This window comes from Caldifarcimen microaerophilum (assembly GCF_055387105.1).
Genome location: NZ_AP038914.1, coordinates 935,342 through 956,180 on the forward strand (window position 1 = coordinate 935,342; position 20,839 = coordinate 956,180).

The 20,839-nt window shown below is 61.1% G+C and carries 23 protein-coding genes and 1 pseudogene; 10 read left to right on the top strand and 14 right to left on the bottom strand.

Features of this window, described 5'->3' with window-relative positions:
• Nucleotides 1-74: 74 nt before the first annotated feature.
• The 5 genes from AC6HU3_RS04370 to AC6HU3_RS04390 form a co-directional block, all read right to left on the bottom strand.
• On the bottom strand, nt 75-3,323 hold the full coding sequence (locus tag AC6HU3_RS04370; RefSeq protein WP_497536067.1) for a S8 family serine peptidase: 3,249 nt from the start codon (nt 3,321-3,323) through the stop codon (nt 75-77).
• 114 nt (nt 3,324-3,437) lie between these two features.
• Nucleotides 3,438-4,436: a hypothetical protein gene (locus AC6HU3_RS04375; RefSeq protein WP_497536069.1), complete on the bottom strand. Its 999-nt coding sequence runs from the start codon at nt 4,434-4,436 to the stop codon at nt 3,438-3,440.
• Between the two features lie 42 nt (nt 4,437-4,478).
• Nucleotides 4,479-5,297, bottom strand: a complete 819-nt coding sequence (locus AC6HU3_RS04380; RefSeq protein ID WP_497536070.1) for a MamS/MamX family magnetosome protein — start codon at nt 5,295-5,297, stop codon at nt 4,479-4,481.
• A 184-nt stretch (nt 5,298-5,481) separates the two neighbouring features.
• Nucleotides 5,482-6,825 carry a sigma-54-dependent transcriptional regulator gene (locus AC6HU3_RS04385; protein ID WP_497536071.1) on the bottom strand — a complete coding sequence of 448 codons (1,344 nt, stop codon included), beginning with the start codon at nt 6,823-6,825 and terminating at the stop codon, nt 5,482-5,484.
• Nucleotides 6,815-8,026 (bottom strand): sensor histidine kinase, encoded by a 1,212-nt coding sequence (locus tag AC6HU3_RS04390; protein ID WP_497536072.1) that lies wholly within the window; start codon nt 8,024-8,026, stop codon nt 6,815-6,817. Before AC6HU3_RS04390 ends, AC6HU3_RS04385 begins: the two co-directional genes overlap by 11 nt.
• Nucleotides 8,027-8,197: 171 nt before the next feature.
• Here AC6HU3_RS04390 and ndk point away from each other — a divergent pair, with 171 nt between their 5' ends.
• The 10 genes from ndk to ruvX are packed head-to-tail and all read left to right on the top strand — an operon-like array spanning nt 8,198 to nt 15,286.
• Nucleotides 8,198-8,632 (top strand): nucleoside-diphosphate kinase, encoded by a 435-nt coding sequence (gene ndk, locus AC6HU3_RS04395; RefSeq protein ID WP_497536073.1) that lies wholly within the window; start codon nt 8,198-8,200, stop codon nt 8,630-8,632.
• Complete coding sequence (locus tag AC6HU3_RS04400; protein WP_497536075.1) at nt 8,623-8,883, top strand: hypothetical protein; 261 nt, start codon at nt 8,623-8,625, stop codon at nt 8,881-8,883. Before ndk ends, AC6HU3_RS04400 begins: the two co-directional genes overlap by 10 nt.
• Nucleotides 8,880-10,085, top strand: a complete 1,206-nt coding sequence (coaBC, locus tag AC6HU3_RS04405) for a bifunctional phosphopantothenoylcysteine decarboxylase/phosphopantothenate--cysteine ligase CoaBC (RefSeq protein WP_497536076.1) — start codon at nt 8,880-8,882, stop codon at nt 10,083-10,085. Before AC6HU3_RS04400 ends, coaBC begins: the two co-directional genes overlap by 4 nt.
• Complete coding sequence (locus tag AC6HU3_RS04410) at nt 10,063-10,704, top strand: uracil-DNA glycosylase (protein ID WP_497536077.1); 642 nt, start codon at nt 10,063-10,065, stop codon at nt 10,702-10,704. The genes coaBC and AC6HU3_RS04410 overlap by 23 nt, the downstream gene beginning before the upstream one ends.
• Complete coding sequence (locus AC6HU3_RS04415; RefSeq protein WP_497536079.1) at nt 10,701-11,555, top strand: NYN domain-containing protein; 855 nt, start codon at nt 10,701-10,703, stop codon at nt 11,553-11,555. Before AC6HU3_RS04410 ends, AC6HU3_RS04415 begins: the two co-directional genes overlap by 4 nt.
• On the top strand, nt 11,545-12,729 hold the full coding sequence (locus AC6HU3_RS04420; protein ID WP_497536080.1) for an iron-containing alcohol dehydrogenase: 1,185 nt from the start codon (nt 11,545-11,547) through the stop codon (nt 12,727-12,729). Before AC6HU3_RS04415 ends, AC6HU3_RS04420 begins: the two co-directional genes overlap by 11 nt.
• A complete protein-coding gene (locus AC6HU3_RS04425; protein ID WP_497536081.1) occupies nt 12,719-13,228 on the top strand; it encodes a hypothetical protein in 510 nt (169 codons plus the stop codon). Before AC6HU3_RS04420 ends, AC6HU3_RS04425 begins: the two co-directional genes overlap by 11 nt.
• A complete protein-coding gene (locus tag AC6HU3_RS04430; protein WP_497536082.1) occupies nt 13,225-13,587 on the top strand; it encodes a carboxymuconolactone decarboxylase family protein in 363 nt (120 codons plus the stop codon). Before AC6HU3_RS04425 ends, AC6HU3_RS04430 begins: the two co-directional genes overlap by 4 nt.
• Before the next feature lie 48 nt (nt 13,588-13,635).
• Nucleotides 13,636-14,850 (top strand): MFS transporter, encoded by a 1,215-nt coding sequence (locus AC6HU3_RS04435; protein WP_497536083.1) that lies wholly within the window; start codon nt 13,636-13,638, stop codon nt 14,848-14,850.
• Between the two features lies 1 nt (nt 14,851).
• Nucleotides 14,852-15,286, top strand: a complete 435-nt coding sequence (gene ruvX / locus AC6HU3_RS04440; RefSeq protein ID WP_497536085.1) for a Holliday junction resolvase RuvX — start codon at nt 14,852-14,854, stop codon at nt 15,284-15,286.
• A 50-nt stretch (nt 15,287-15,336) separates the two neighbouring features.
• On the opposite strand, the gene AC6HU3_RS04445 is transcribed toward ruvX, so the two are convergent.
• The 9 genes and pseudogenes from AC6HU3_RS04445 to AC6HU3_RS04485 all read right to left on the bottom strand — a co-directional run bounded on the left by AC6HU3_RS04445 (nt 15,337) and on the right by AC6HU3_RS04485 (nt 20,834).
• The gene (locus tag AC6HU3_RS04445; RefSeq protein ID WP_497536087.1) at nt 15,337-15,687 is read right to left on the bottom strand and encodes a HepT-like ribonuclease domain-containing protein; all 351 of its coding nucleotides are present in this window, start codon (nt 15,685-15,687) and stop codon (nt 15,337-15,339) included.
• On the bottom strand, nt 15,684-15,974 hold the full coding sequence (locus tag AC6HU3_RS04450) for a nucleotidyltransferase family protein (RefSeq protein WP_497536285.1): 291 nt from the start codon (nt 15,972-15,974) through the stop codon (nt 15,684-15,686). The genes AC6HU3_RS04445 and AC6HU3_RS04450 overlap by 4 nt, the downstream gene beginning before the upstream one ends.
• 33 nt (nt 15,975-16,007) lie before the next feature.
• A complete protein-coding gene (locus tag AC6HU3_RS04455; RefSeq protein WP_497536286.1) occupies nt 16,008-16,163 on the bottom strand; it encodes a DUF488 family protein, N3 subclade in 156 nt (51 codons plus the stop codon).
• Between the two features lie 118 nt (nt 16,164-16,281).
• Entirely contained in the window at nt 16,282-16,599 is a 318-nt protein-coding gene (locus tag AC6HU3_RS04460) for a cupin domain-containing protein (protein WP_497536088.1), read from the bottom strand.
• Nucleotides 16,596-17,015: an HI0074 family nucleotidyltransferase substrate-binding subunit gene (locus AC6HU3_RS04465; protein ID WP_497536089.1), complete on the bottom strand. Its 420-nt coding sequence runs from the start codon at nt 17,013-17,015 to the stop codon at nt 16,596-16,598. Before AC6HU3_RS04465 ends, AC6HU3_RS04460 begins: the two co-directional genes overlap by 4 nt.
• Nucleotides 16,994-17,314, bottom strand: a complete 321-nt coding sequence (gene mntA / locus AC6HU3_RS04470; protein ID WP_497536090.1) for a type VII toxin-antitoxin system MntA family adenylyltransferase antitoxin — start codon at nt 17,312-17,314, stop codon at nt 16,994-16,996. The genes AC6HU3_RS04465 and mntA overlap by 22 nt, the downstream gene beginning before the upstream one ends.
• The gene (locus AC6HU3_RS04475; RefSeq protein ID WP_497536091.1) at nt 17,314-18,516 is read right to left on the bottom strand and encodes a DarT ssDNA thymidine ADP-ribosyltransferase family protein; all 1,203 of its coding nucleotides are present in this window, start codon (nt 18,514-18,516) and stop codon (nt 17,314-17,316) included. The genes mntA and AC6HU3_RS04475 overlap by 1 nt, the downstream gene beginning before the upstream one ends.
• 4 nt (nt 18,517-18,520) lie before the next feature.
• Nucleotides 18,521-19,426 (bottom strand): annotated as a pseudogene (gene lipA, locus AC6HU3_RS04480) (lipoyl synthase); the annotation flags it as partial.
• Nucleotides 19,407-20,834, bottom strand: a complete 1,428-nt coding sequence (locus AC6HU3_RS04485) for a TldD/PmbA family protein (protein WP_497536287.1) — start codon at nt 20,832-20,834, stop codon at nt 19,407-19,409. The gene AC6HU3_RS04485 and the pseudogene lipA, both read right to left, overlap by 20 nt.
• Nucleotides 20,835-20,839: the final 5 nt, after the last annotated feature.

A 20,839-nucleotide genomic window follows, 5' to 3' on the forward strand; every position in this document is an offset into this window, starting at 1 on the left:
AAATTCGTCGAACCCTTGAAAAGAAAAAAGCCGGGGGCCTGCGCCCCCGGCCGAACATACGCGGATGGGAAATCTCAGCGGATCACCACCACCCGCTGAACGGTGCGCCCTTCGGGCCCGGCCACCCGGAGGAAATAGACCCCCGGCGCGAAGCCCTCGGCGATGCGCAGACGGGTGGGTTCGGACACCACCAGATCCCGGCGCCACCGCACCCGGCCGGTCACGTCCACGAGAGCCAGCCGCAGAGACACCGGCTGAGACGCCAGAAGCCGGAGTTCCAGGGCACCGGGAACCGGCTTCCATCCCCAGAAGAACCGGGGAGGCGCCGTCTGTTCCTCCACCGCAAGGCCCAGATTGGTGGCGGTGAAGATCAGGGTGTCCAGCCCTTCGGTGGTGATGGCGTCAAGGGCCCAGCCGAAGCCTCCCGTGGTGTTGTCGTCTGAGCCGAAGTCGAACCGGAGGAACACCGTGTCCCCCGGTCCCACGCTGGATCCATCGCCCAGAAGAACCGGTCCCCCGCTTCTACCTCCGGACTTTCCGAGAACCTGATAGATGCCCGTGGTGAGATCAAAGGTGTCCTGGACATAGGTGGCCGTCGTCCCCGTGAAGGCCGGTTGCTTGCCGATCCAGGCCGGGGTGTATGTTGTGGTGGCATCCCCATACAGGGACGCGGGATAGCCCCGCAGGGGGTGGAGGACGTACCAGTTCGTGTTGTCCACAGAAAACTTCAGGTTCCCTCCATCAAAATATTGCTCTGACTCGTAGGCGTGGGTCAGGATGATGCGGGCCTGGCAGGCGTAGCCCCGGATCACGGCTTTGGCCGTCAGACTGGACTGTGAGGAGTTGGAATAGCCGCCTGTGCCGGTGAGCCATCCCCTGTTTCCGTTGGAGAGGGTGGTCCAGACCCAGTCGCCTGAACCCGTCCATCCGCCGTCAGAGGCTTCAAAGTCTTCCGTGTAGGAGGACGTGATCCCGGCACCGGTGGTTTTCACATAATAGAACCGTACCCAGAAGGTGTCCGGGCTGGTGGCTGCGTTGGAGGTGACTTCCACCGGGAAATACCAGGTGCACACATCCCCTGTACATTCATTCCCGAGCCCCACCGTGTCAATGGCGAAGGAGAGGGTGGCCTGCCCCCGGGGCGCCACCGTGAGGGGAAGGGACGTGTTCAGGGAAAACCGGGGGCTGACGGAGGTCACCCCCGAGATCACGAGATCGGCTCCGCCGGCGTTGGTGAGGTCTACACCCAGGGCGTTCAGGTTGTCACAGTGGCTGAACACCCACAGGGTGTCCTTGAGATGGAACACCAGGGAGGGCTCGGGCGTCCCGCCATAGGTGACCACCAGACCAAAGGGCTGACCGAAATAGCCGTTCTCCCCCTGATAGGCCATGGGGACGTTGTGCCCGATCACCTTCACCGTCCAGGTCCCCACCTCGGGGTTCTGGATGCGGATGCCCTCCACCGTGTTCAGGGAATCCCGGCTCCCGCCCGTGGTGGACCAGTTCCCGCTGAGGTCGTTGCCGAGATAGACCGTGCCCGAAGGAGAAACCGCCACGAGATCCAGATCGTTCACGATGGCCGGGTTGGTCGAGGGATAGGCGAAGTAGTCGCTCCAGGCTAAGGTGATTTTGAGGGGCACGGTGTTGTCCTGGACGTTCACCTGAAAGGTCAGGGTGTCGCCGGTGAAAGGTCCCCGCTTGCCGTTCACCACAAAGAGATTGAAGGGATCCCCCGCGAAGTACAGCACGTTCTTCAGATTCACCCGCCCCCAGCCGATCTCGCTGTTGGGAATGGTGCCCTCCGAGGGGTCCATCGTGTCGGTGGAGGCCACGAGCATCGCCTTGATGAGGGATCCCAGGGGTTCAAAGGCGTCGGAGGCGGTGGGTGAACCGGAGGGATACCACCCATCGGTGAAATACTGGCGAACCAGAAGGGCCGCCCCCGCCACCGCCGGCGTGGCCATGGACGTGCCCAGCATTGTGGTAACTCCGCACCCGGAAGCATCATAGGAGTTGGCAGAAGTCTTGGGGTCATAACCTCGGGCACAGAGATTCCCCACGCAGGCACCTCCCGGCGCCATGACATCGGGTTTGGTGCGTCCATCATACGTGGGGCCCTGGCTGGAATAATCTGCCCGGAAGTCCTGGGTCTGATTGGACAGGGTGGGCTCCCCCGTGGCGCCCACGGAGATGGTGTTCTTGGCCGTGGCCGGCGATCCGATGGTGCCGTCTTCCGATGCATTCCCGCGGGAGTCATTTCCCATGGCAAAGAGGGTGATGAAGTCCTGATAGCGGAAGGAGAAGTAATCCACATCGGCATCATCCGTGCGATATTCGTTCACGCTGGCTCCCCAGGAGTTGGTGTGGACCCGGGCACCGTAGTTGTAGGCTTCCTGGAAGGCCCCCACCAGGGATGCCGGGATGCCGGTAAGGCTTTCTGAAGTATCCCCCACATCCTGAAACACCAGCCGGGCTTTATAGGCGAGGCCGTTGTACACCCAGTTGGTGGCATCGGTGGTGTAGCCCAGGGCGGTGCCGGCCACATGGGTGCCGTGGGCTCCTGACGGTCCGCCCGTCTGGGCCCCCGGATAGACGATGTTGGCGATCACCTTGTTGGGGTCGTCGCTGAAAAAGCAGGAACTGGGATCCAGTTCCGAATCCATCACGGCCAGGATCTGACCTTCTCCGTGAATTCCTGCCGCCCACACCGCCGTGTCCGGGTTGCTGTTGTCCACCTGATTGGTCTGAAGGACCCACCGATCCCGATCGTTGAAGAGCCGGTAACGGGGGCGCTTTTCCAGATGCGCCACCGCGGTGACCGCCGCCACCGCCGGCAGATCCGCCCGCTTCATCACCGCGATCACCCGGCTGAAATAGTCCGGTGGCCCCACCCACACATCCAGCACCCGGGCACCCCGTGCCTCCAGATCTTTCTTGAGAAGGTAGGGGTCTTCCCCGGGGAACAGATTGATCACCACGGTGTCTTCGGCCAGGGGATCGTTCTGGATCTTTGTGCGGTAATTGGGATGCATCTTGTACGTGTCCTCAAAGGGGCCGGCCCACCGCACGGGAACCCCGGCTTTGGTCACGGCGGAGAGGGAGATCTTCTTCACAGGCTGAGGGGTGCGCACCACATAGGCGTTCTGGGGGAGATAGAAGAGGATCTGGAAGCCTTCGGCTTCCAGGCTCTGCCGCCAGGCCTGCGCAACGGGACCGTCCAGCTGAACGATCCAGTAGGGGGTGGGCCTGGAGGCGGGTTCCACCTTTCCGGGCGCAGGGGTGATCCTGTGCCCGTTCACGCTGATCCATGCGACCAGCCACATCCATATCATCCACTCACCCTCCGTTCGGAAATCTGTCTCATACTGAAACGTATGGTGTCATGCTGACATTTAATTGTATAGTCGGGTTCCCCCGAACGGTCACCCCCCTCCCCCTCAAAACATGTGCCGGATGCCCATCCGGCCAAGCCACCGGCCGGTGGAAAATCCCGCAACACTGGAGCGATTGCGAAGCCACTCCCCTTCAAGGAACACACTCCAGCGGATCCTCAGAGCCCGTTCCATACCGCCGGACAACCCGACCGTGAGATCTTCCCGTCCATCGAGATACCACCGGCGGGAGAGATCCAATTGTCCCCTGATTTGCAGATGCCATGGCAGATCCATTTCACCCCACACACCTCCTTCCAGCCCATGATACGCGTAGGGGGTTCCAAGCAGGAGACTGGACGGGTCCCGGGTGTATTCAAAGGCCACCCCTGCATCCCCTGAGGCCACCTGAACCTGAACCCACCCGGACCACCGTGTCCAGATCCGGCGGTTCTGGATGCGAAGGCGAATGCCCGCCCGGCCTCCCGTGACCTGAACCCGGCTGATGTTTCCCTCCCTCATTCCGAACCCCGGACGCCAGGGGGGAAAACGGGAAGCGGTGTCCGCCATTACCGTGTCAGAGAAGGTTCGGACAAGGCCGCCGGCAAACCCCGCCACTTCCAGAGCCAGACTCCGGTTTCGCCACATCCCCCTCACCGACCCTTCCAGTCGCCAGTCCGTCACGTCATAGGACAGGCCCACCACGCGCTGGAGTGTGAGATCGCCCCACCGGGTTCGGAGGCCTGCGGAAAATCGGAGGCTCTGGGGATAGTCCGGGCGAGATGTCCAGGTTCCTTCCGCTTCCAGAAAAGCCTGAACCGATGTCCCCGTCCATGCGCCCAGAAGAGGGAAGAAAAAAGTTTCAGAACCGCTGGAAGGCCAGTATTGTTCCAGTCGAACCATCCCGTACAGACCTCTTCGGTCCAGCGTGTGGTGAGCGTAACTTTCCAGCACCCACCCTCCCGCCGAAAGGTCCTGGGGCGGGGGGAGCAGCCAGAGATTGGTCGTGACAAGACCTCCTGTCCGAACCCAGCCTGAAAAACCCAGCATCAGGAGCGCCAGCATGGTTTTATCCTCCCGTTCTCAAGCCAGGGGGGGCCGGCCCCCTCACCGGCCCCTCCCGTGATTTCCCCCCATCCCCATCCCTGATCCCTGCCCCTCCATGGGACCCTGTCCAGGGCCCATCGGTCCCATGGGTTGTCCCATCGGACCGTCCATCCACCCTTCGTCCCACATGGGCATCCCCTGTCGGTCACGAAACATCATCCGCTCGTGGGTTTCCATGTTCTCCATCATCCGGGCCATCCAGCGCATCCCCATCTCGCCCATCCCTTCCATGGGACTGGCAACGAGCCGGAGACTGTCCCCGATCCGGACCCGTTCGCGCACCATCCATGCAGGACCCAGCATCACCGGAACCGTATCCCCATGCGGGGTGATCATCTCCACCTCGATATGAGGATAGAATCCCCGGGGCGGAAGGACCTCCCGCATGCGGACCACCCGGCCCCTCAGAGTGTCTTCCCTCTCTGGGCGATATCTGTTTCTGTTCGCCTGACCCATCCACAGGGGAAACCCTTCCTCGTTACGAAGCTCCACCGACCCATCACCCTGAGGCGTGCGGATCCGCCGGGCCACCATCTCTCCGGGACGCAGGGAACCCTCAATGAGAAGGGTCTCGCCCGCCCGAAGGTGAAACCTCTGCTCCAGAAACCACCCCGGACCGAGATGGACGAGGAGGGTGTCCCCGTGAGGTGTCACCACCTCCACCCGGATGTCTTCCGGTCGGGTGCTGTCCCGGATGATTTCCACCACCTTCCCGGCGACGAGGGTGTCCGCCCCAGGATCGTAGGGGGGCTGCGCGCCCACCAGCCCGGGAAAGGCCATCAGGAGAGCCAGGGCTGTCCAGTGCATGCTCCCTTTCATCGTCTCACCTCCTGTTTTGATGGTTGTCCCGAATTCATACCGCAAAAACTTTGCCATTTTAAACAGATGCGAGGAAACCCGTGTTGCTCCGGGATCAATCGCATGTTTCTTTTCTCTTTCGGGAATCATCAACGACACGATGCGTCGAATTCGAACGTTTCCGTCCGACGAAATCCGTCGAACCCTATGAAGGCGAGCGAAAAGGGTTTTCCAGACCCAGACGTTTCATGCGGTAGCGAAGGGCCCGTTCCGACAGCCCCAGCATTTCCGCCGCCCGGGTCTGGACACCACCGGCTTCTCGGAGGGCCTCCAGAATGAGTTCCCGCTCATAGGCCTGAAGCCGGTCATCCAGGGAGCGGGGTTCAGACGGACCGGGAGGAATCCCCAGGTCCTCCCGGTGAATCACCCGGTCCTCGGCCATCACCACCGCCCGCTCGATGAGGTTCTGAAGTTCCCGCACGTTGCCCGGAAAGTCATGATTCAAAAGGGAAGCCACGGCTTCCCTGTCCAGGTCCACCACGTCCTTGCCGTATTTCCGGGCGTAGCGTTTCAGGAAATACCGCGCCAGGGGCAGAATATCCTCCCGTCGTTCCCGCAGAGGGGGCAGATGAATCCGGACCACGTTGAGCCGGAAAAACAGATCCTCCCGGAACCGCCCCTCCTCCACCTGTTTCTCCAGATCCCGGTTGGTGGCGGCCACCACCCGGACGTCCACCGGAACGGGATGCTTTCCTCCCAGGCGCTCCACCTGCCGATCCTGAAGAAAACGAAGAAGTTTCACCTGCACGGCCGGAGCAAGCTCCCCGATCTCGTCCAGAAAGAGGGTTCCTCCATGGGCGGCTTCCAGTTTGCCGATCCGGCGCTCCCGGGCGTCCGTGAAGGCCCCTTTCTCATATCCGAACAGTTCGGCTTCCACCAGGCTATCTGGGAGGGCAGCGATATGAACGGGGACAAAGGGGCCTTCCCGGCGGGGAGAAAGGGAATGGATCAGGCGGGCCACCCATTCCTTGCCCGTTCCAGACTCCCCCGTGATGAGCACCGTCGCGTCCGTGGGGGCCACTTTCCGGACAAGCCTCAGCACCTCCTGCATGGGAGGGGAGAGGGCCACACCTTCCACCGGAGTTTGTTCCAGCAGCCTCTTCAGACGGTTTCGCTCTTCCATAAGCCGTCGGTGCTGAAGGGCCCGTTCCAGCAAGCCCTCAAGGGTATCAAAATCCACGGGTTTGGTGAGATAGTAAAAGGCGCCTTCCCTCATGGCTTCCACCGCGTCCTCCACCCTCCCATACGCGGTGATCACGATCACGGGAAGCTCGGGCACCATCTTCCGTACGGCTTTCAGCACGTCCAGTCCGGAAAGCCCGGGGAGGCGGTAATCCAGAAGGAGGACATCCGGAACCCGTTCTTTCAGGGCTTCCAGAACCTCCTCGCCCCGGTCCATCACCCTCACCCGGACGCGGGATTCCAGGAACTCCCGCATGAACTTTTGCTGAAGGGGGTCATCTTCCACCAGCCACACTTCAGGCTTCATGGGTATCCTCCTGGGGAATCCAGAACCAGGCCCGGGTCCCTCCCTCTTTCCGGCGCTCAAACGTGATCCGTCCTCCGTGTTCTCGGGCCACCCTCCGGACAATGCTCAATCCCAGCCCGCTTCCTCCAGGTTTGGTCGTCCACCCGGGCTGGAAAATCTGTTCAAGGAATTCCTGGGGGATGCCCGGTCCCTCGTCCTCCACAACGAACGCCACCCCCCTTCCCCGCGGCACCACCCTCACCCGGACCTTTCCGCCGGGTGGAGAGGCTTCCATCGCGTTCCGGAGAAGGTTCAGAAGGGCCTCCTCTATCCCCCGGGGATCGGCGTGGATCCGTGGCACATCCACCCGGACCTCCAGACCAAGGGTCTTCTCCTCCTGCATCGGGGCAAGGGCGGCCGAAACCTTATCAAGCAGGGCCGGAACATCGAGTCTCTTTCGCTCCTTCAAGAGAGACGATTGTTCCACCACCTCGTGGATCCTCCTCACCAGATGCTCCACTTGCTCCCGGAGATTGCGCACATCTTCCTTCCGGTGAGGGGGAAGATCCTCCCGGAGGAGATGCTGAAGTCCAAGGCTCACGGTGATCAGGGGGCTTTTGATCTCGTGGGCAACTTCCCGAAGAAGCTGGAGTTTTTCCTGCATCCTGCGCTGTCTTGCCTGATGTTCTCTCTGTGCTTCTCGCCAGAGGAGGAGGATCGTTGTTCCACTTCCGGCGAGCAACGCCATGGCCAGAAGCATCAGCACGCTCTGCCAGAACCACGGGCGAATCCATGCCTTGACTTCAAAATAGGGAAAGGCATAGAGAAGAGTGCGCCCGCCGGGGAGGGGATGATACACCTCCTTCACCTCACCGATGGGGAGGTCCCGCGTATAGAGGCTGCCCGGCCGGGCGTCTCGACGAAGGGGAAGGAACCCTGGAAAGGCCGTGGCGTACAGGATCAGGGAGTCTTTCTCCAGCACCGCCACATACACCGCGGCTTCCAGCCGGACCAGCCATTCCAGAAACGTTTGCCGTTTCTCCGGGGGAACGGCAAGAAGGGTCCGCCCGGCAAGGTCCACCTGGCGGGATATCGTGGTGTTCACAAAGACCTCCACTTTCCGGGAAACGGCCAAGAGAGACAGCCCTCCCCCCATGATCACTGCACCCGCGACCCCCACCCCCCACAGCCCAGCATGCACCACGCGGTTTGCCCGTCGCATAGGTTGATTGTACAGAGCCCTCACCGTTCTGGCAAACCCCGTACCTTGACATTCCCGCCCCCGAAACGTAGAATATCGCTGACTTTCAAGAATCACCCCTGGATGGAACGCCCCGGGTGGTGGTACGTGTGGTGAGCGTTTCTGCAATCCCGTGAAAAGGAGGATGGAGAGGTGCGATACACGTTGCTCATGATCAAGCCCGATGCCGTGAAAGCCGGACACATCGGCGAAATCCTCACCGAAGTGGAGCGGCACCCGGATTTCCGGATTCGGGGCATCCGGATGAAATGCTTTCATCGGGAAGAGGCGGAAGATTTTTACAGCGTTCACCGGGAACGCCCCTTTTTCCCGGACCTTGTGGAGTTCATCCTCTCGGGACCCGTGGTGGGGATCCTGCTTGAAGGAGAGGGAGTGATCGAAAAGGTTCGTGCCTGGATCGGTGCCACGGACCCGGCCAAAGCGGAACCCGGCACCATCCGGGCCCGTTTCGGTTCTAACATTCAGGAAAACGCCGTGCACGCTTCGGATTCCCCCGAATCGGCACAGCGGGAAATTCCCTTTTTCTTCCCGGAATTCGGGAAGGAGGAGGTGCTGCCATGTGGCTGACCGCCGAAGAACTCTGGGCCAAACGGCCCAACCGGTATGAGGCCATCCTGGCCATTGCCCGGGCCGCCCGCTTGATCGACAAATACCGTCGGGAAAGCGAAGAGCGGGTGCGCAGCCGGGCCAAAGAAATCGGCTACAGCGTCCGGTTCACCTACAAACCCCTGCCCAAAGCCCTCCTTGTGGCCATGGAGCTCTTTCGCCAGAATCGTCTGAAGATCGATTATCCCGACGGACACACCGCAGGCGCGTGAAGGTTCTCCTGGGGATCACGGGATCGGTGGCCGCCTATAAAGCGGCCTATCTCGCCCGGGCCCTCGTCCGGGACGGTTTTGAGGTCCAGGCCGTCCTCACGCCAGAAGCCCTTCACTTCATTGGCAAGACGGGAATCGAGGCCCTCACCGGCCGTCCGGCCCACGTGGACTTCTTCCCGGAACACGAATCCCAGGAAGTCCCCCTCCACATTCAGCTCGCCCGGTGGGCGGATCTGGTGCTGGTGGCTCCGGCCACCGCGGACTTTATGGTTTCCTTTGCCGAGGGCCGGGCTCACAACCTCCTTCTGGGTGTGCTGTCCGTCTTTGAAGGGCCCGTGATGATCGCCCCGGCCATGCACCGGGAGATGTGGGAAGCCATGCCCACCCAGGAAGCCCTCCAGCGTCTCAAAGCCCGGGGGGTGGTGGTGCTGGAGCCGGAAGAAGGCGCCCTGGCCTCCGGAGACTGGGGCAAAGGACGTCTCCGAAACGAAGAAGAGGTGGTGGAGGCGGTCCACACCTTCGCCCGCCTGCAAAACGGCCTGGCCGGAAAACGGGTGGTGGTATGCTACGGGCGCACAGAAGAGCCCATTGACGAGGTGCGGGTGGTGAGCAACCGTTCCAGCGGCCAGATGGGCTACTGGCTCGCCTGGTGGGCCCGGGCCCTGGGTGCACACGTGGCCTCAGTGGTGGGCCGCACCGACACCCCTCCCCTCACCACCGATCCCCTCATCACCGCCCCCACCGTGGAGGCGATGTACACCGCCCTGGAAAGCCTGCTCGACCGGTTCTCTCCAGACTACTTCCTCATGGCCGCGGCGGTCTCGGACTATATCCCGGCCCGGCGTCTGGAGGGGAAGAAAAAACGGGAAGACGGGATCTGGGTGCTGGAGCTCAGGCCTGCCCCGGATCTCCTGAAATCCTTTGCCCACCTGAAACGCCGCCACGCCTTCTGGCTGGGGTTCGCCCTGGAGGAACCAGAGGAGCTCGTGGAGCGTGCCACCCGGAAGATGAAAGAAAAATCTCTGGACGCCATCTTTGCCAACCCTCTCAAGGTGATGGGCCAGGCCACGGGAGAGGGGGTGCTCATCACCGCCTGGGGTGAAACCGTGCCGGCGCCCTCCCTTCCCAAAGCCGCCCTCGCCCGGTGGATCTGGCAGGAACTCCTTGCCCGGAGTGTCCATGGAAGCCCTTATCTGGCTTAGGGAAGTCCTGGGACTGGAGGACCTTCCCGCCCTTCCCCGGGAGACGCTGCTGGAGCGGGTCCAGGAGAAGGTTCTCGCCTGTACCCGATGCCCCCTCCACCGAACCAAAACCAACTATGTGTTCGGAACGGGCAATCCCTATGCGAAAATCATGCTGGTGGGAGAGGCACCGGGAGCCGATGAAGACCGTCTGGGCAAACCCTTTGTGGGGAGAGCGGGAGAGGTGCTCACCCGGGCCCTGGCCTCCGTGGGACTGGAGCGGGAGCGGGACACCTACATTGCCAACACCCTCAAATGCCGTCCTCCTCGAAACCGGGATCCCCGGCCCGAGGAGCTTGCTGCCTGCACACCTTATCTGGAAGCCCAGATCCGGATTATCCAGCCCCGGGTGCTCCTGGCCCTGGGCCGGTTTGCCGCCGCCTGGCTCCTGGACAAACCCCTGGAGCGCTTCTCCATCCGTGCCCACCGGGGAAGGTTTCACGAGAGCCGGTTCGGGATTCCGGTGTTTGTGACCTATCACCCCGCGGCGACCTTTCGCCGGACAGAAGTGCGAGAATTTTTCCTGGAGGATATCCGAACCTTCTGTGAACTGGCCACACAACAGGGGATGCTTGCATGAACCGTGTGATGCTCTTCTTTGATGGGAAAAACTTTTATAAGGGGTTTCTGAACCTGGTGCAGTCCCTGGGGGACGGCCGTCACTATTACATTGACTTTTCCCGCCTGGCCCGCTGGATTGTGGACCAGGTTCAGGGAACGGATTTCCGGGGGGCCTATTACTACACGGCGGTGGGGGGCTCTCCGGACATGGACGACACCACCCGGGGGCTGGAGAGTTTTCTCAAAACCCTGGAACTGGAGACAGGGTTCTATGTGGTCCGGATGGAGCGCAAGGAAAAGTTCATCCGGTGCTACAGCTGTGGCAACGACATCCGGCTCTATCAGGAAAAGGAAGTGGACACCCAGATGGTGGCCGACATGCTTCAGCTGGCTGCGGTGAACGCCTTTGACATTCTGGTTCTCCTCTCCGGCGATGCGGATTTTGCCCCGGCGGTGGAAGCGGTGCGCCGTCTGGGCAAGATCGTGTATGTCGCCACCTGGGGACGCCACGGTCTGTCTTCCCGGCTTCGCTCCTCCGCCTTTGGACACATTGATCTCCAGGAGGGGCTGGCTGAATTTCTCAAAGACGAGGAAGGCAACCCGTGGGAGCCCCGGGAGTATTCCGGAGAGCGTGAGGTGGCCAAGGAGGGTTTTCTCCAGGCTCTCCGGGCTGCAGAACAGCACTTTTCCGGGGGCTATGTGGGGCTTTCTTATTTCCTGAACCGCTGGATTGACCCTCGCCTGCCCCGGGACGTGGAGGCTCGCCACGCCCTGCTTCGGGAACTGGAAGCCGAAGGTCGGGTGGAGGTGTACACCACCAACACGGGCGAACGGGCCCTGAGAATCCGGGAGGATCGCCATGAAGCTTGAGGTGAGGAAAACCCGCCAGACCCTGCCCCGGCACTTCCTGTTCGGGATGGGCGCTTTTGAGGATGCTCTGGATCTCCTGCCCACGAAAGGCCATGTCATCGGTGTGGTGGTGGGTCGCTCCTGGGCTCGGAAGAGCGGCGTGCTGGAGCGGGTGGTGAACCATCTTAAGAAGGCGGGACGCAAGGCGGTGGTGGTGGAAGGTGTGCCCCCCAATCCGCCCCGGGAGGTGGTGATGGAGGGAGCCCGGCGGTTCCGGGATGAAGGGGTGGACTATGTGGTGGCCATCGGGGGCGGCAGCGTGATGGATGCGGCCAAAGCCATGGCCCTCATGGCCGTGAACGAGGGGGATATCTGGGATTACGTGTACAAGGGTCCGGCTTATGAGATTCCTCCGGTGAAGGGTGTTCTTCCCGTCATGGCCGTGTCCACCCTGGCTGCAAGCGGATCGGAGTTTGACGGGGCCTCCGTGATCACCCACCCCACCGAAAAGGTGAAAATGCCCCTGTCCATGGATATCCTGGTTCCCGAAGTCGCCGTGATTGATCCTGCGCTGCACACCACCGTTTCCGTCTATCACACCGCCCTCGGTGTGGTGGACATCCTGTGCCAGTTCATGGAACCCTATCTTTCCGCCCAGAATCACGTGGGTCTCATGGACCAGGTCACCCGGCTGGGGCTTGAAAACACCCTCCGGTATGGGGACCTTGCGGTTCGCTTTCCGGAGGACGTGGAAATCCGGGCGAACCTGGCCCTTCTCGCCTCCCTTTCCGTCAACCGGTGGGGCCGTCTGGGGATGAAGACCTCGTTCTCCCTCCACTACATCGAACACGTTCTTTCCGGCTTTTATCCGGAGATTCCTCACCCGCAGGGGCTTGCAAGCCTGCTTCCGGCCTTTCTGCGGTTCCATGCCCCCCACATCCCCCATCTCATCGGCGCGGTGGCCCAGACGGTGGCGGGAAGCCCCACCCTGGACGCGCTGCTTCGGCGGCTGGAACACTTTCTCAGCCTTCTGGGGGTGAACAAACGGCTCCGGGACCTGGGCGTGCGGGAAGGGGATCTTCCGGCCATGGTGGACGTTGCCGTGAAATATTACGGCTGGCGGGATGGAAAGGTTCCCGGTCCGGTGGACATGGATCGGGAGGCCGTGCTCTCCATTCTCCGCGATGCGTATTGATCTTCGTTTCTTTTCACTCCTGGTACTTTTGGGTCTCGGGGCCTGCGGTGGGGAGGAAACGCCGCCACCCCCCGACACCCGGGAGGCTCTCCAGTGGGTGGAGGTGGAAGAGCACGCCGGGGGGAATCCGGCCTGGCGCCTTCAGGCCCGGGAGATCGTGCGCCGGGGCGACACGCTGTGGGTGTATCCCGTGAAGCTCGTGTTCCTGGAAAAGGGGGACACTCTGTCCTTTCTCCAGGCGGATTCGGGCTGGGTTCTGGAAGGGTCCGGACACATGAAGGCCCTGGGGAGCGTTCGCGTGACGACGGTCACGGACACCATTTTGACCCGGGAACTCCTGTATGATCCCCGGACCCGCCGGATCCGGAGCACCGTGTTCTCCCGCATTCTCCAGCCCGACCGGGTGATCGAGAGTCAGGGAGGATTTGATACCGACCCGTCCCTGGAGGACATCCGGTTCACCGGACCCGTGAAAATCCAGAGCCGGGAGGGATCATGAGCCTCAAAGATTTCTGGCGACGTCGCAAAGAGGACAACGAACGGGTGTTTCGCCACGCCCCCCTTCCTCTCAAACGGTTTTTCTCCCTGGACGGCCAGGCCTACCGGGAGGGAGAGCTGTCCCGTGAGGTCAAGGAACTTCTCGGCCTTGCCAGCTCCCTGGTGCTCCGGTGTGACGACTGTGTCCGGTATCACCTCATCCAGCTTCGCAAGCTCAACGTGTCCACCGGGGCGGTGATGGAAGCCCTGACGATTGCGAGCATCGTGGGGGGCACCATCACCATCCCTCACCTGCGCCGGGCGGTGGCCGCATGGGAAGAACTCCTCTCCACCGATCCGGAGGTGTTTGGGGAGCCGTGACCCCCTCCACGGGACGTGTTCAAACGAGGAAGCCGGAGCGGGATTCCCATGCGTGACCGGATGTTTGTCCGTTTCGCCGCCTACGGGTTTCTCAAGAACCTCCGGTTTTTTGAGCCCTTTCTCCTTCTCTATTTCCGGGAGCATTTTTCCTATTTCCAGATCGGCCTCCTCTATGCCGTGCGGGAAGCCGCCACCAACCTCCTGGAGGTTCCGACGGGTGTGCTGGCCGACCGCATCGGGCGCAGGCGGACCATGGTGCTTTCCATGGTGAGTTATCTCCTCTCCTTTGCCGTCTTCTTTTTCACCCGGAGCTTCTGGGCGTATGGGCTGGCCATGGCGGTGTTTGGCCTGGGGGAGGCCATGCGGAGCGGGACCCACAAAGCCCTGATTCTCTCCTATCTCAAGGCGCAGGGACGGGAACAGGAAAAAGTCGCCTATTACGGGGCCACCCGGTCCTGGTCCCAGCGGGGTTCTGCCGTGAATGCCCTCCTTGCCGGACTCCTGGTTCTCTCCACCCGGGAATACCGCTGGGTGTTCGCCGCCTCCATGGTCCCCTATGCCCTCAACCTCCTGAACCTGGCCACCTATCCCGCCTGGCTGGATGAGCGGATCACCCGCAAAGAGAAACCCCGCACCCTCCAGACCTTCCGGAGCATGCTCCGCCCTGTGTTTCTGCGGGGCCTGGGCAACTCCGGGCTGTTCATGGGCCTGTTTCGAGCGAGCAAGGACTATCTCCAGCCCATGCTGAAGGCCCTTGCCCTGTCTCTGCCCATCCTGACCGCGCTGGAGGCGCGGAGCCGAACGGCCGTGGTGGTGGCGGTGGCCTATTCTCTCCTCTATCTTCTCAATTCCTATGCCTCCCGGAACGCCCATCGTCTGGTGCGTTCGGGCAATCTCTCCGGCGCCCTCAACGGCACCTATGCCCTGGGAAGCCTTCTTGTTCTTGCTTCCGGGTGGGCCCTTCATGTCGGCCTGAGCGCCCTGGCCGTGGGGTTCTTCGTGGGGCTGTATGTCCTCCAGAACCTCCGCCGGCCCATCACCATGGGCTATCTCTCTGACCTTGTGCCCGAAGAGGCCATGGCCACCGCCCTGTCGGTGGAGAGCAACGTCCGGACCCTGTTTGCCACCGTGCTTGCTCCCGTGATCGGTTTTCTTGCGGATCGGGTGGGTGTGGGAGGCGCCCTGGCTGCCGTGGGGCTTCTGACTCTCGCGCTCTTCCCCCTCGTTCGGGTCCGGCCTGCACGGGCCATGCAGGCGGTGTAGGATGACCGGTTCGCGTCGAAAAGGACGGGTTCTCGGGGTGGATTACGGCACCCGGCGGGTGGGGCTTGCCCTGTCGGATTCAGCCCGGACCGTGGCCCTCCCCTACCGCACCCTTCCGGCAGGCCCTCAACTTCTGGACGCCATCGCCGCCGTGGTGGAGGAGGAAAGGGTGGTGGAGGTGGTGGTGGGCCTTCCCCTAGGGCTTCGGGGGCAGGAGACCGAACGCACCCGGGAAGTCCGCGCCTTTGCCGAAAAACTCCGGGCCCGCCTCGGCATCCCCGTTCACCTGGTGGACGAGCGTCTCACGAGCCTGGAGGCCGAACGCCGTCTCCGGGAAGCCGGGCGAAAGCCCTCCCGGGAGAAACACCGGGTGGATCAGGTGGCAGCGATGCTGATTCTGGAACAGTTTCTGGGGAGGGAAACGGGTGCGTTCTGAAGGGGGGTTACTCGCTTCAAGGGAAGAATCCCGCTGAGCTGTTCCGGTATTTACGGGGTATGACCTTCCTCCAGCCTCTTCAACAGTCTTTCGATGGAGGGTTTCAGCTGGGGAATGTCACGCTGTATGGTGTTCCAGACGATATCCGTGTCAATTTCAAAATAACCGTGGACCAGAACATTACGCATTCCGATGATTTTGGGCCAAGGGATATCCGGTGCGAGGGCACGCACCTCTTCGGGAAGGGCACGAGCAGCCTCTCCAATGATCTCGAGATGCCGGAGAAACCATACCTGAATCAACTCGTCTTTTTCAAAAGTGGATCGATCTCGATCACGATAACGCTCGATGGCGTGAATCGCCTCCAGAATATCCCGAAGTCTTTCTGAGGGATCCCTCACAGCGGCACAGCCTCCCGGAGCACCCGCTCGCGAATCCTTCGTTTGAGCCCTCGTTCCGTCACCACGTCCACCCGACAGCCCAGGAGTTCCTCAAGTTCGTATTGCAATCCCCCAAGATCCAGGAGGCTTCGACCCGGTTCCAGCTCAACCAGAAAATCCACATCGCTTTGCTCGTCGGCTTCTCCACGGGCAACAGAACCGAAAATACGCACCTTGCGCGCCCCATATCGCGCGCACAGGCGCAGGATCTCACTCCGCTTCTCTTGCAGGATTTTTTCGACGCCCATCGTCATGGATTGTAAGGCCCGCCTGTTTAACTTTCAAGCACAGCCGAGAAGTTCATCGAGCCGCCTGAGGAGAAAATCCCGGAGCACGATGGCGTGGTTCGGTGTACGGCGAGTGCTTGTCAGGAGGGTTACGGGGCTCTGGAGAGCCGCATCCATAAGCCTCTGCCAGGCCTCCGGCCGGGCCTCCAGTTCGGCTTCATACCGCCGGACAAATTCGTCCCAGGCTTCCGATCCACCCGGAACCGCCGGCCGTCCTCCGGCTCCGGTGGATCATACACCTGCTTCACCCGGATGACAGGACGTTCCTTCACGAGTCCGACCGGAACATCACCAGGAGCATTTTGAAGGGTGTGAGGGCCTTCACGGCGTGGGGAACACCGGCGGGAAGAAGCAGAGCCTCGCCCTCCCGGATGGAATGAACCTCTCCTCCCAGGGTGATCTCACCTTCTCCTTCCAGCGCCAGGACCCAGGCATCAAAGGGCGCGGTGTGCTCGGAGAGTTCCTGCTGTGCATCAAAAGCAAAAAGGGTGAGGTTGCCCGAATTTTTGCGCAGGAGAACCCGGCTCACAATGCTTCCTTCCTGAACCGAAACAAGTTCCCGGAGAGGTTGCACCTTCGGGTTCATAAATCACCCACCATCTCAAGCCGGGGAAAGATGTTCTTCAACATGGCCCGCACACCGGGCAGGGAAGACACCACTTCTTCCGCAATTTCTTCGCTGTACGTGTGGGCCGTCAGGTTGCGAAGATCCACCATCCCGAGGAGAAACCGGGTTTCCTCTTCCGAAAGATAGCCCGTGGCGAAAAGCTCCCGGAAGCACCGGCGGGGAGAAGCGCATACGATCCCTTCCCGGATCTCCAGGAACACCTTCACCATTTTCCAGAACGTCTCAAAGGTGAACTCAAACCGCTGAATCAGGGCATCCCGGACCAGGACATACTCCGCGGAATTCCGGGGGGTGCGTTCGAGGACCTCCAGGGCCTCCTCAAACCGGGCAAATGCCTGAAGGAACGTGCCTTTCACGGCATTCCATCGATCCATACCACGCCGTCCCGTTCCACCTCTTGGCGAAACACCGGACTCACCTTTGAAAGGTCCACCAGATCCACTTTATAGGGGAGGCGGGATTCCTCCAAGATCTCCCGGAGAACCCGAAGGTCTTCGGAAAGATCTTCCTCACTCAGGAATGCGAGATCCACATCGCTCCCCGGATGGGCCTGCCCCCGGGCACGCGAGCCAAAAAGGATCACCCTCACCTTCCGGCCCCGAAAGTATTCCTCGAGGAAACGCCGGAGGTCCTGGATCGTTACCAGGGGATGCTCCTGAAACGCACGACCCATTACCATAACTTCTCTGGCCCTTTTTTAAGAACCGGGCGATCATAAAATTCTCTACGAAAGTACGCGTCTCTGGGATCTTTTCCCGGGACGTAGATCTCCACCGGAATGTGCACGTTTTTCAAGTAAGAGATCATCAGAGGTCCCACAATTTCCCATGACAGGCCACCAAGACCACACCCCAAGGCCGGGAACGCAATGGATTGGACACGTTCTTTCTGGTAATTCCGTACAAACCATTCCAGCCCTTCACGAATCATGTGGATATCACTTTTCTCTCTCCAGTGACGTTTGGTTGGGAAGAAAAGGAACCACCGTTCTCCGTTCCGGGATTCAGGTTTGTAAAGATAGGGTCGACCTGGCCGAAGAATCTTTCCCTTCGTGAGGTTTTGATACACAATAAATGCCGCAGGATACATGTATTTGAATCGACTTGCAAGCCCTTTTCCCATGACCCCCACCGTGTTGACGCTGATGGTAAGGGTTTGCATGGCGCTGTCGAACATGTCACCATGAACGATATAGATTCCGTCAAAGATTTCAACTTTTTTCAAAGGCCTGAAGAAGAGATCCGGATCCACTACAACTTCGATTTTTTTCAGAAACGCTCCATACTGCTTGCGAACCTTTTCGGCCATTTCCTGATCTGGAACATAAATCGCCCGGATGTATTTTTTGGGAACTCGATCCGGGATGAGGACCTCTGACTGGAGAAACGTTTTGGGAAACTGATAAATACCTGCATAGTCAGGGGATTGGATGTACTTCTGAACGTCTACACTGGGATCTTCCGAGCGCCAATCCCGGATATCTCGTATATCTTTGAAGAGCTGTGAGAGCTTCACCTGCGCAGGATCAAGCATAATGGCAAAATCACTGGCTGCATTCCCGATGGAAACTTTGCTCCCTCGTTTCCGGATGATATCGGCATCGATACCGAGAATCACGACCGTCCAGTGCATATGAGTGATTTGATAGAGCATGGCATTACGCGGATAGATATAGAGAGGGACGTATTGTGTAAGTCCTTTCGCCTTTCGTTTCCGGATGATGGAGGGGTTTGCGATTTCTTTGATCCTTTCTCCAGTGTTCTCCATCTTATCCCGACTCAGGATGCCATGGCGTAAAATCCCCCTTATATTTTCAAGGTGGGTGATATAGTACAGCTCAAAACGTCGGTCCCGGCGATGCGCTTTTCTCACCACAAGGTCATCCCACCTCCTTGCGTGCGGTTTCAAACACCCGTTCCGCCCGGTAACTGGACCGCACCAGGGGTCCGGAAAACACCTCCAGAAAACCCATTTTCAGGGCTTCGTCCCGATACCATTCAAAGGTTTCCGGAGGGACATACCGGGCCACCGGAAGATGCACCCGCTTGCTGGTGGGCCGGAGGTACTGCCCGATGGTCACGATGTCCACCCCCGCGTTCCGGAGATCCCGGAGGGTTTCGAGCACTTCCTCGTCCGTTTCTCCCAGACCCACCATGATGCTGCTTTTCGTGAGGATATCGGGCGCCATCTTTTTCCAGGTGCGAAGCACGAAAAGCGTGAGCTCATATCCCGCTCGTTTGTCCCGCACCACGTGGGTGAGCCGGCGGACGGTCTCGATGTTCTGGGCCAGCACGTCCGGCCGGGCTTCCACCACGGTTCGCAGGGCCTCCACGTTCCCCTGAAAGTCCGGGGTGAGAAGTTCCACCTTTGTCCCCGGTGAAAACTCCCGGATCCAGCGGACCGTTTCGGCAAAGTGAGAGGCACCCCCATCGGGGAGATCGTCCCGATCCACCGAGGTGATCACCACGTATTTCAGCCCAAGCTGAGCGATGGCCCGGGCCACCCGGGCGGGCTCCAGGGGGTCCACCACCCCCCCGGGATCTCCCGTGTTCACCGCACAGAACCGGCAGGCGCGGGTGCAGGTATCGCCGAGGATCATCACGGTGGCCGTCCCCACCCCCCAGCACTCTCCGATGTTGGGACACCGGGCCTCCTCGCACACCGTGTGAAGGTGGAGACCCTTCATGAGCTTGCGCACGTCTGCGTATTTCCCCCCTCCGGGGAGGCGAACTTTCAGCCACTCGGGATGTCGCATCGCGTCCTCCTCACACGTTTCCGGTGCTGCCCACCTTCACCCGGGTGAAGCGGGCATAGGGAGCCCCATGCCCCACCCCCATGGTCTGCGGGGGTTCGCCTTTTCCACAGTTGGGAACACCCCACATCGTCCAGGTGGAGGCGTCCCCCAGGGCATCCAGGCCCCCCCAGAACTCCGGCGTGATCCCGTAATACACGGGGTTTTTCATGGCTTCCACCAGACGTCCTTTCTCGATCCGCCAGGCGATCTCGGTGGCAAATTGAAAGTTGAGGCGTTTCATGTCGATGGACCAGCTCCGGTTCGTGGCCAGAAGATAGCCGTGGTCCACCTCGCCGATGAGGGCATCCAGCGTGTGTTCGCCGGCCAAAAGGTTCACGTTGGTCATCCGGATGATGGGAAGGTGAAGAGCGGATTCCGCCCGGACCGTGCCCCCGCTTTCGGTTTCCCCGATGGCCGCCGCCGTGTCCCGGGACGACAGGGCGCTCCGGAGAACACCTTCCTCGATGAGGGCATACCGTCGGGTGGGGATCCCTTCATCGTCGTATCCGAAACTGCCCAGCGCATGGGGCACGGTGGCATCCGCCACGATGTTCATGAGGGGCGAGCCATACCGCAGGCGACCGAAATCTTCCAGACGAACCCAGGACGTTCCGGCATAGGAAGCTTCATAGCCGAGAATCCGGTCCAGTTCCAGGGCATGCCCCACGGATTCGTGGATCTGGAGGGCCATCTGGTCCGACGCAATGACCAGCGTGGCCTCCTCCGCCGGAACTGGACGGGCGTGGAGCAACCGCTCCAGTTCCTCCACCACCCGCGGGGCTTCCTCGAGCAGGCGAAACCGCTCCATCCATTCCAGTCCACCCAGCGCCCAGTTGCCTCCGTGGCTGTTGGGATAGGATCGAACCTGGAGATCCCCGTCCGGGTCCAGGGCCGACACGCTGTAGCCTACCCCGACTTTCGGGATATGCTGCTCGATGAGACTGTCCCACGTGGAGGCAAACACCTTGTGCTCCCGGACGGTGGTCAGAAAGATCTCCCGCCGCTGGACAAAGGGGGCCATGAGGGCTTTGTCCAGTCGGGCCATGCGTTCCAGCTTATCCTCCAGGGAGATGCTGGCCGGGTCCTCTTCAGGATGGACTTCCCAGACATCCTGAACCGTCGGCGCGGGTGCAAGGTCAAAACCCCAGGTTCGTACCGATGCATTCGCACGGGCCTGCAGATGCGCCCGTTCCACCACCCGGGGGATCTCGTCCACCCGGAGGCGGGAGGAGGCGGCGAAACCCCACACACCCCCTTCCAGCACCCGCACGTTCCACCCCTCCACCGTGTGATGCTGGATCCGGTGGACCACCCCGTTCTCCATCCGGAGGGTCTCCCAGATCTCCCGCACCACACGAACATCACCGGTGAGGCCCCGCCGCCTCAGTTCGTCCACCACGAGAA

Coding starts and splice junctions, on each gene's coding strand:
- AC6HU3_RS04415 (WP_497536079.1), top strand. CDS start 10,701: ATGAACCGTGTGATGCTCTTCTTTGATGGGAAAAACTTTTATAAGGGG.
- ruvX (WP_497536085.1), top strand. CDS start 14,852: ATGACCGGTTCGCGTCGAAAAGGACGGGTTCTCGGGGTGGATTACGGC.
- AC6HU3_RS04420 (WP_497536080.1), top strand. CDS start 11,545: ATGAAGCTTGAGGTGAGGAAAACCCGCCAGACCCTGCCCCGGCACTTC.
- AC6HU3_RS04465 (WP_497536089.1), bottom strand. CDS start 17,015: ATGGATCGATGGAATGCCGTGAAAGGCACGTTCCTTCAGGCATTTGCC.
- AC6HU3_RS04380 (WP_497536070.1), bottom strand. CDS start 5,297: ATGAAAGGGAGCATGCACTGGACAGCCCTGGCTCTCCTGATGGCCTTT.
- AC6HU3_RS04450 (WP_497536285.1), bottom strand. CDS start 15,974: ATGGGCGTCGAAAAAATCCTGCAAGAGAAGCGGAGTGAGATCCTGCGC.
- AC6HU3_RS04400 (WP_497536075.1), top strand. CDS start 8,623: ATGTGGCTGACCGCCGAAGAACTCTGGGCCAAACGGCCCAACCGGTAT.
- AC6HU3_RS04390 (WP_497536072.1), bottom strand. CDS start 8,026: ATGCGACGGGCAAACCGCGTGGTGCATGCTGGGCTGTGGGGGGTGGGG.
- AC6HU3_RS04425 (WP_497536081.1), top strand. CDS start 12,719: ATGCGTATTGATCTTCGTTTCTTTTCACTCCTGGTACTTTTGGGTCTC.
- AC6HU3_RS04435 (WP_497536083.1), top strand. CDS start 13,636: ATGCGTGACCGGATGTTTGTCCGTTTCGCCGCCTACGGGTTTCTCAAG.
- AC6HU3_RS04460 (WP_497536088.1), bottom strand. CDS start 16,599: ATGAACCCGAAGGTGCAACCTCTCCGGGAACTTGTTTCGGTTCAGGAA.
- AC6HU3_RS04375 (WP_497536069.1), bottom strand. CDS start 4,436: ATGCTGGCGCTCCTGATGCTGGGTTTTTCAGGCTGGGTTCGGACAGGA.
- mntA (WP_497536090.1), bottom strand. CDS start 17,314: ATGGGTCGTGCGTTTCAGGAGCATCCCCTGGTAACGATCCAGGACCTC.
- AC6HU3_RS04385 (WP_497536071.1), bottom strand. CDS start 6,825: ATGAAGCCTGAAGTGTGGCTGGTGGAAGATGACCCCCTTCAGCAAAAG.
- AC6HU3_RS04410 (WP_497536077.1), top strand. CDS start 10,063: ATGGAAGCCCTTATCTGGCTTAGGGAAGTCCTGGGACTGGAGGACCTT.
- AC6HU3_RS04370 (WP_497536067.1), bottom strand. CDS start 3,323: ATGTGGCTGGTCGCATGGATCAGCGTGAACGGGCACAGGATCACCCCT.
- AC6HU3_RS04430 (WP_497536082.1), top strand. CDS start 13,225: ATGAGCCTCAAAGATTTCTGGCGACGTCGCAAAGAGGACAACGAACGG.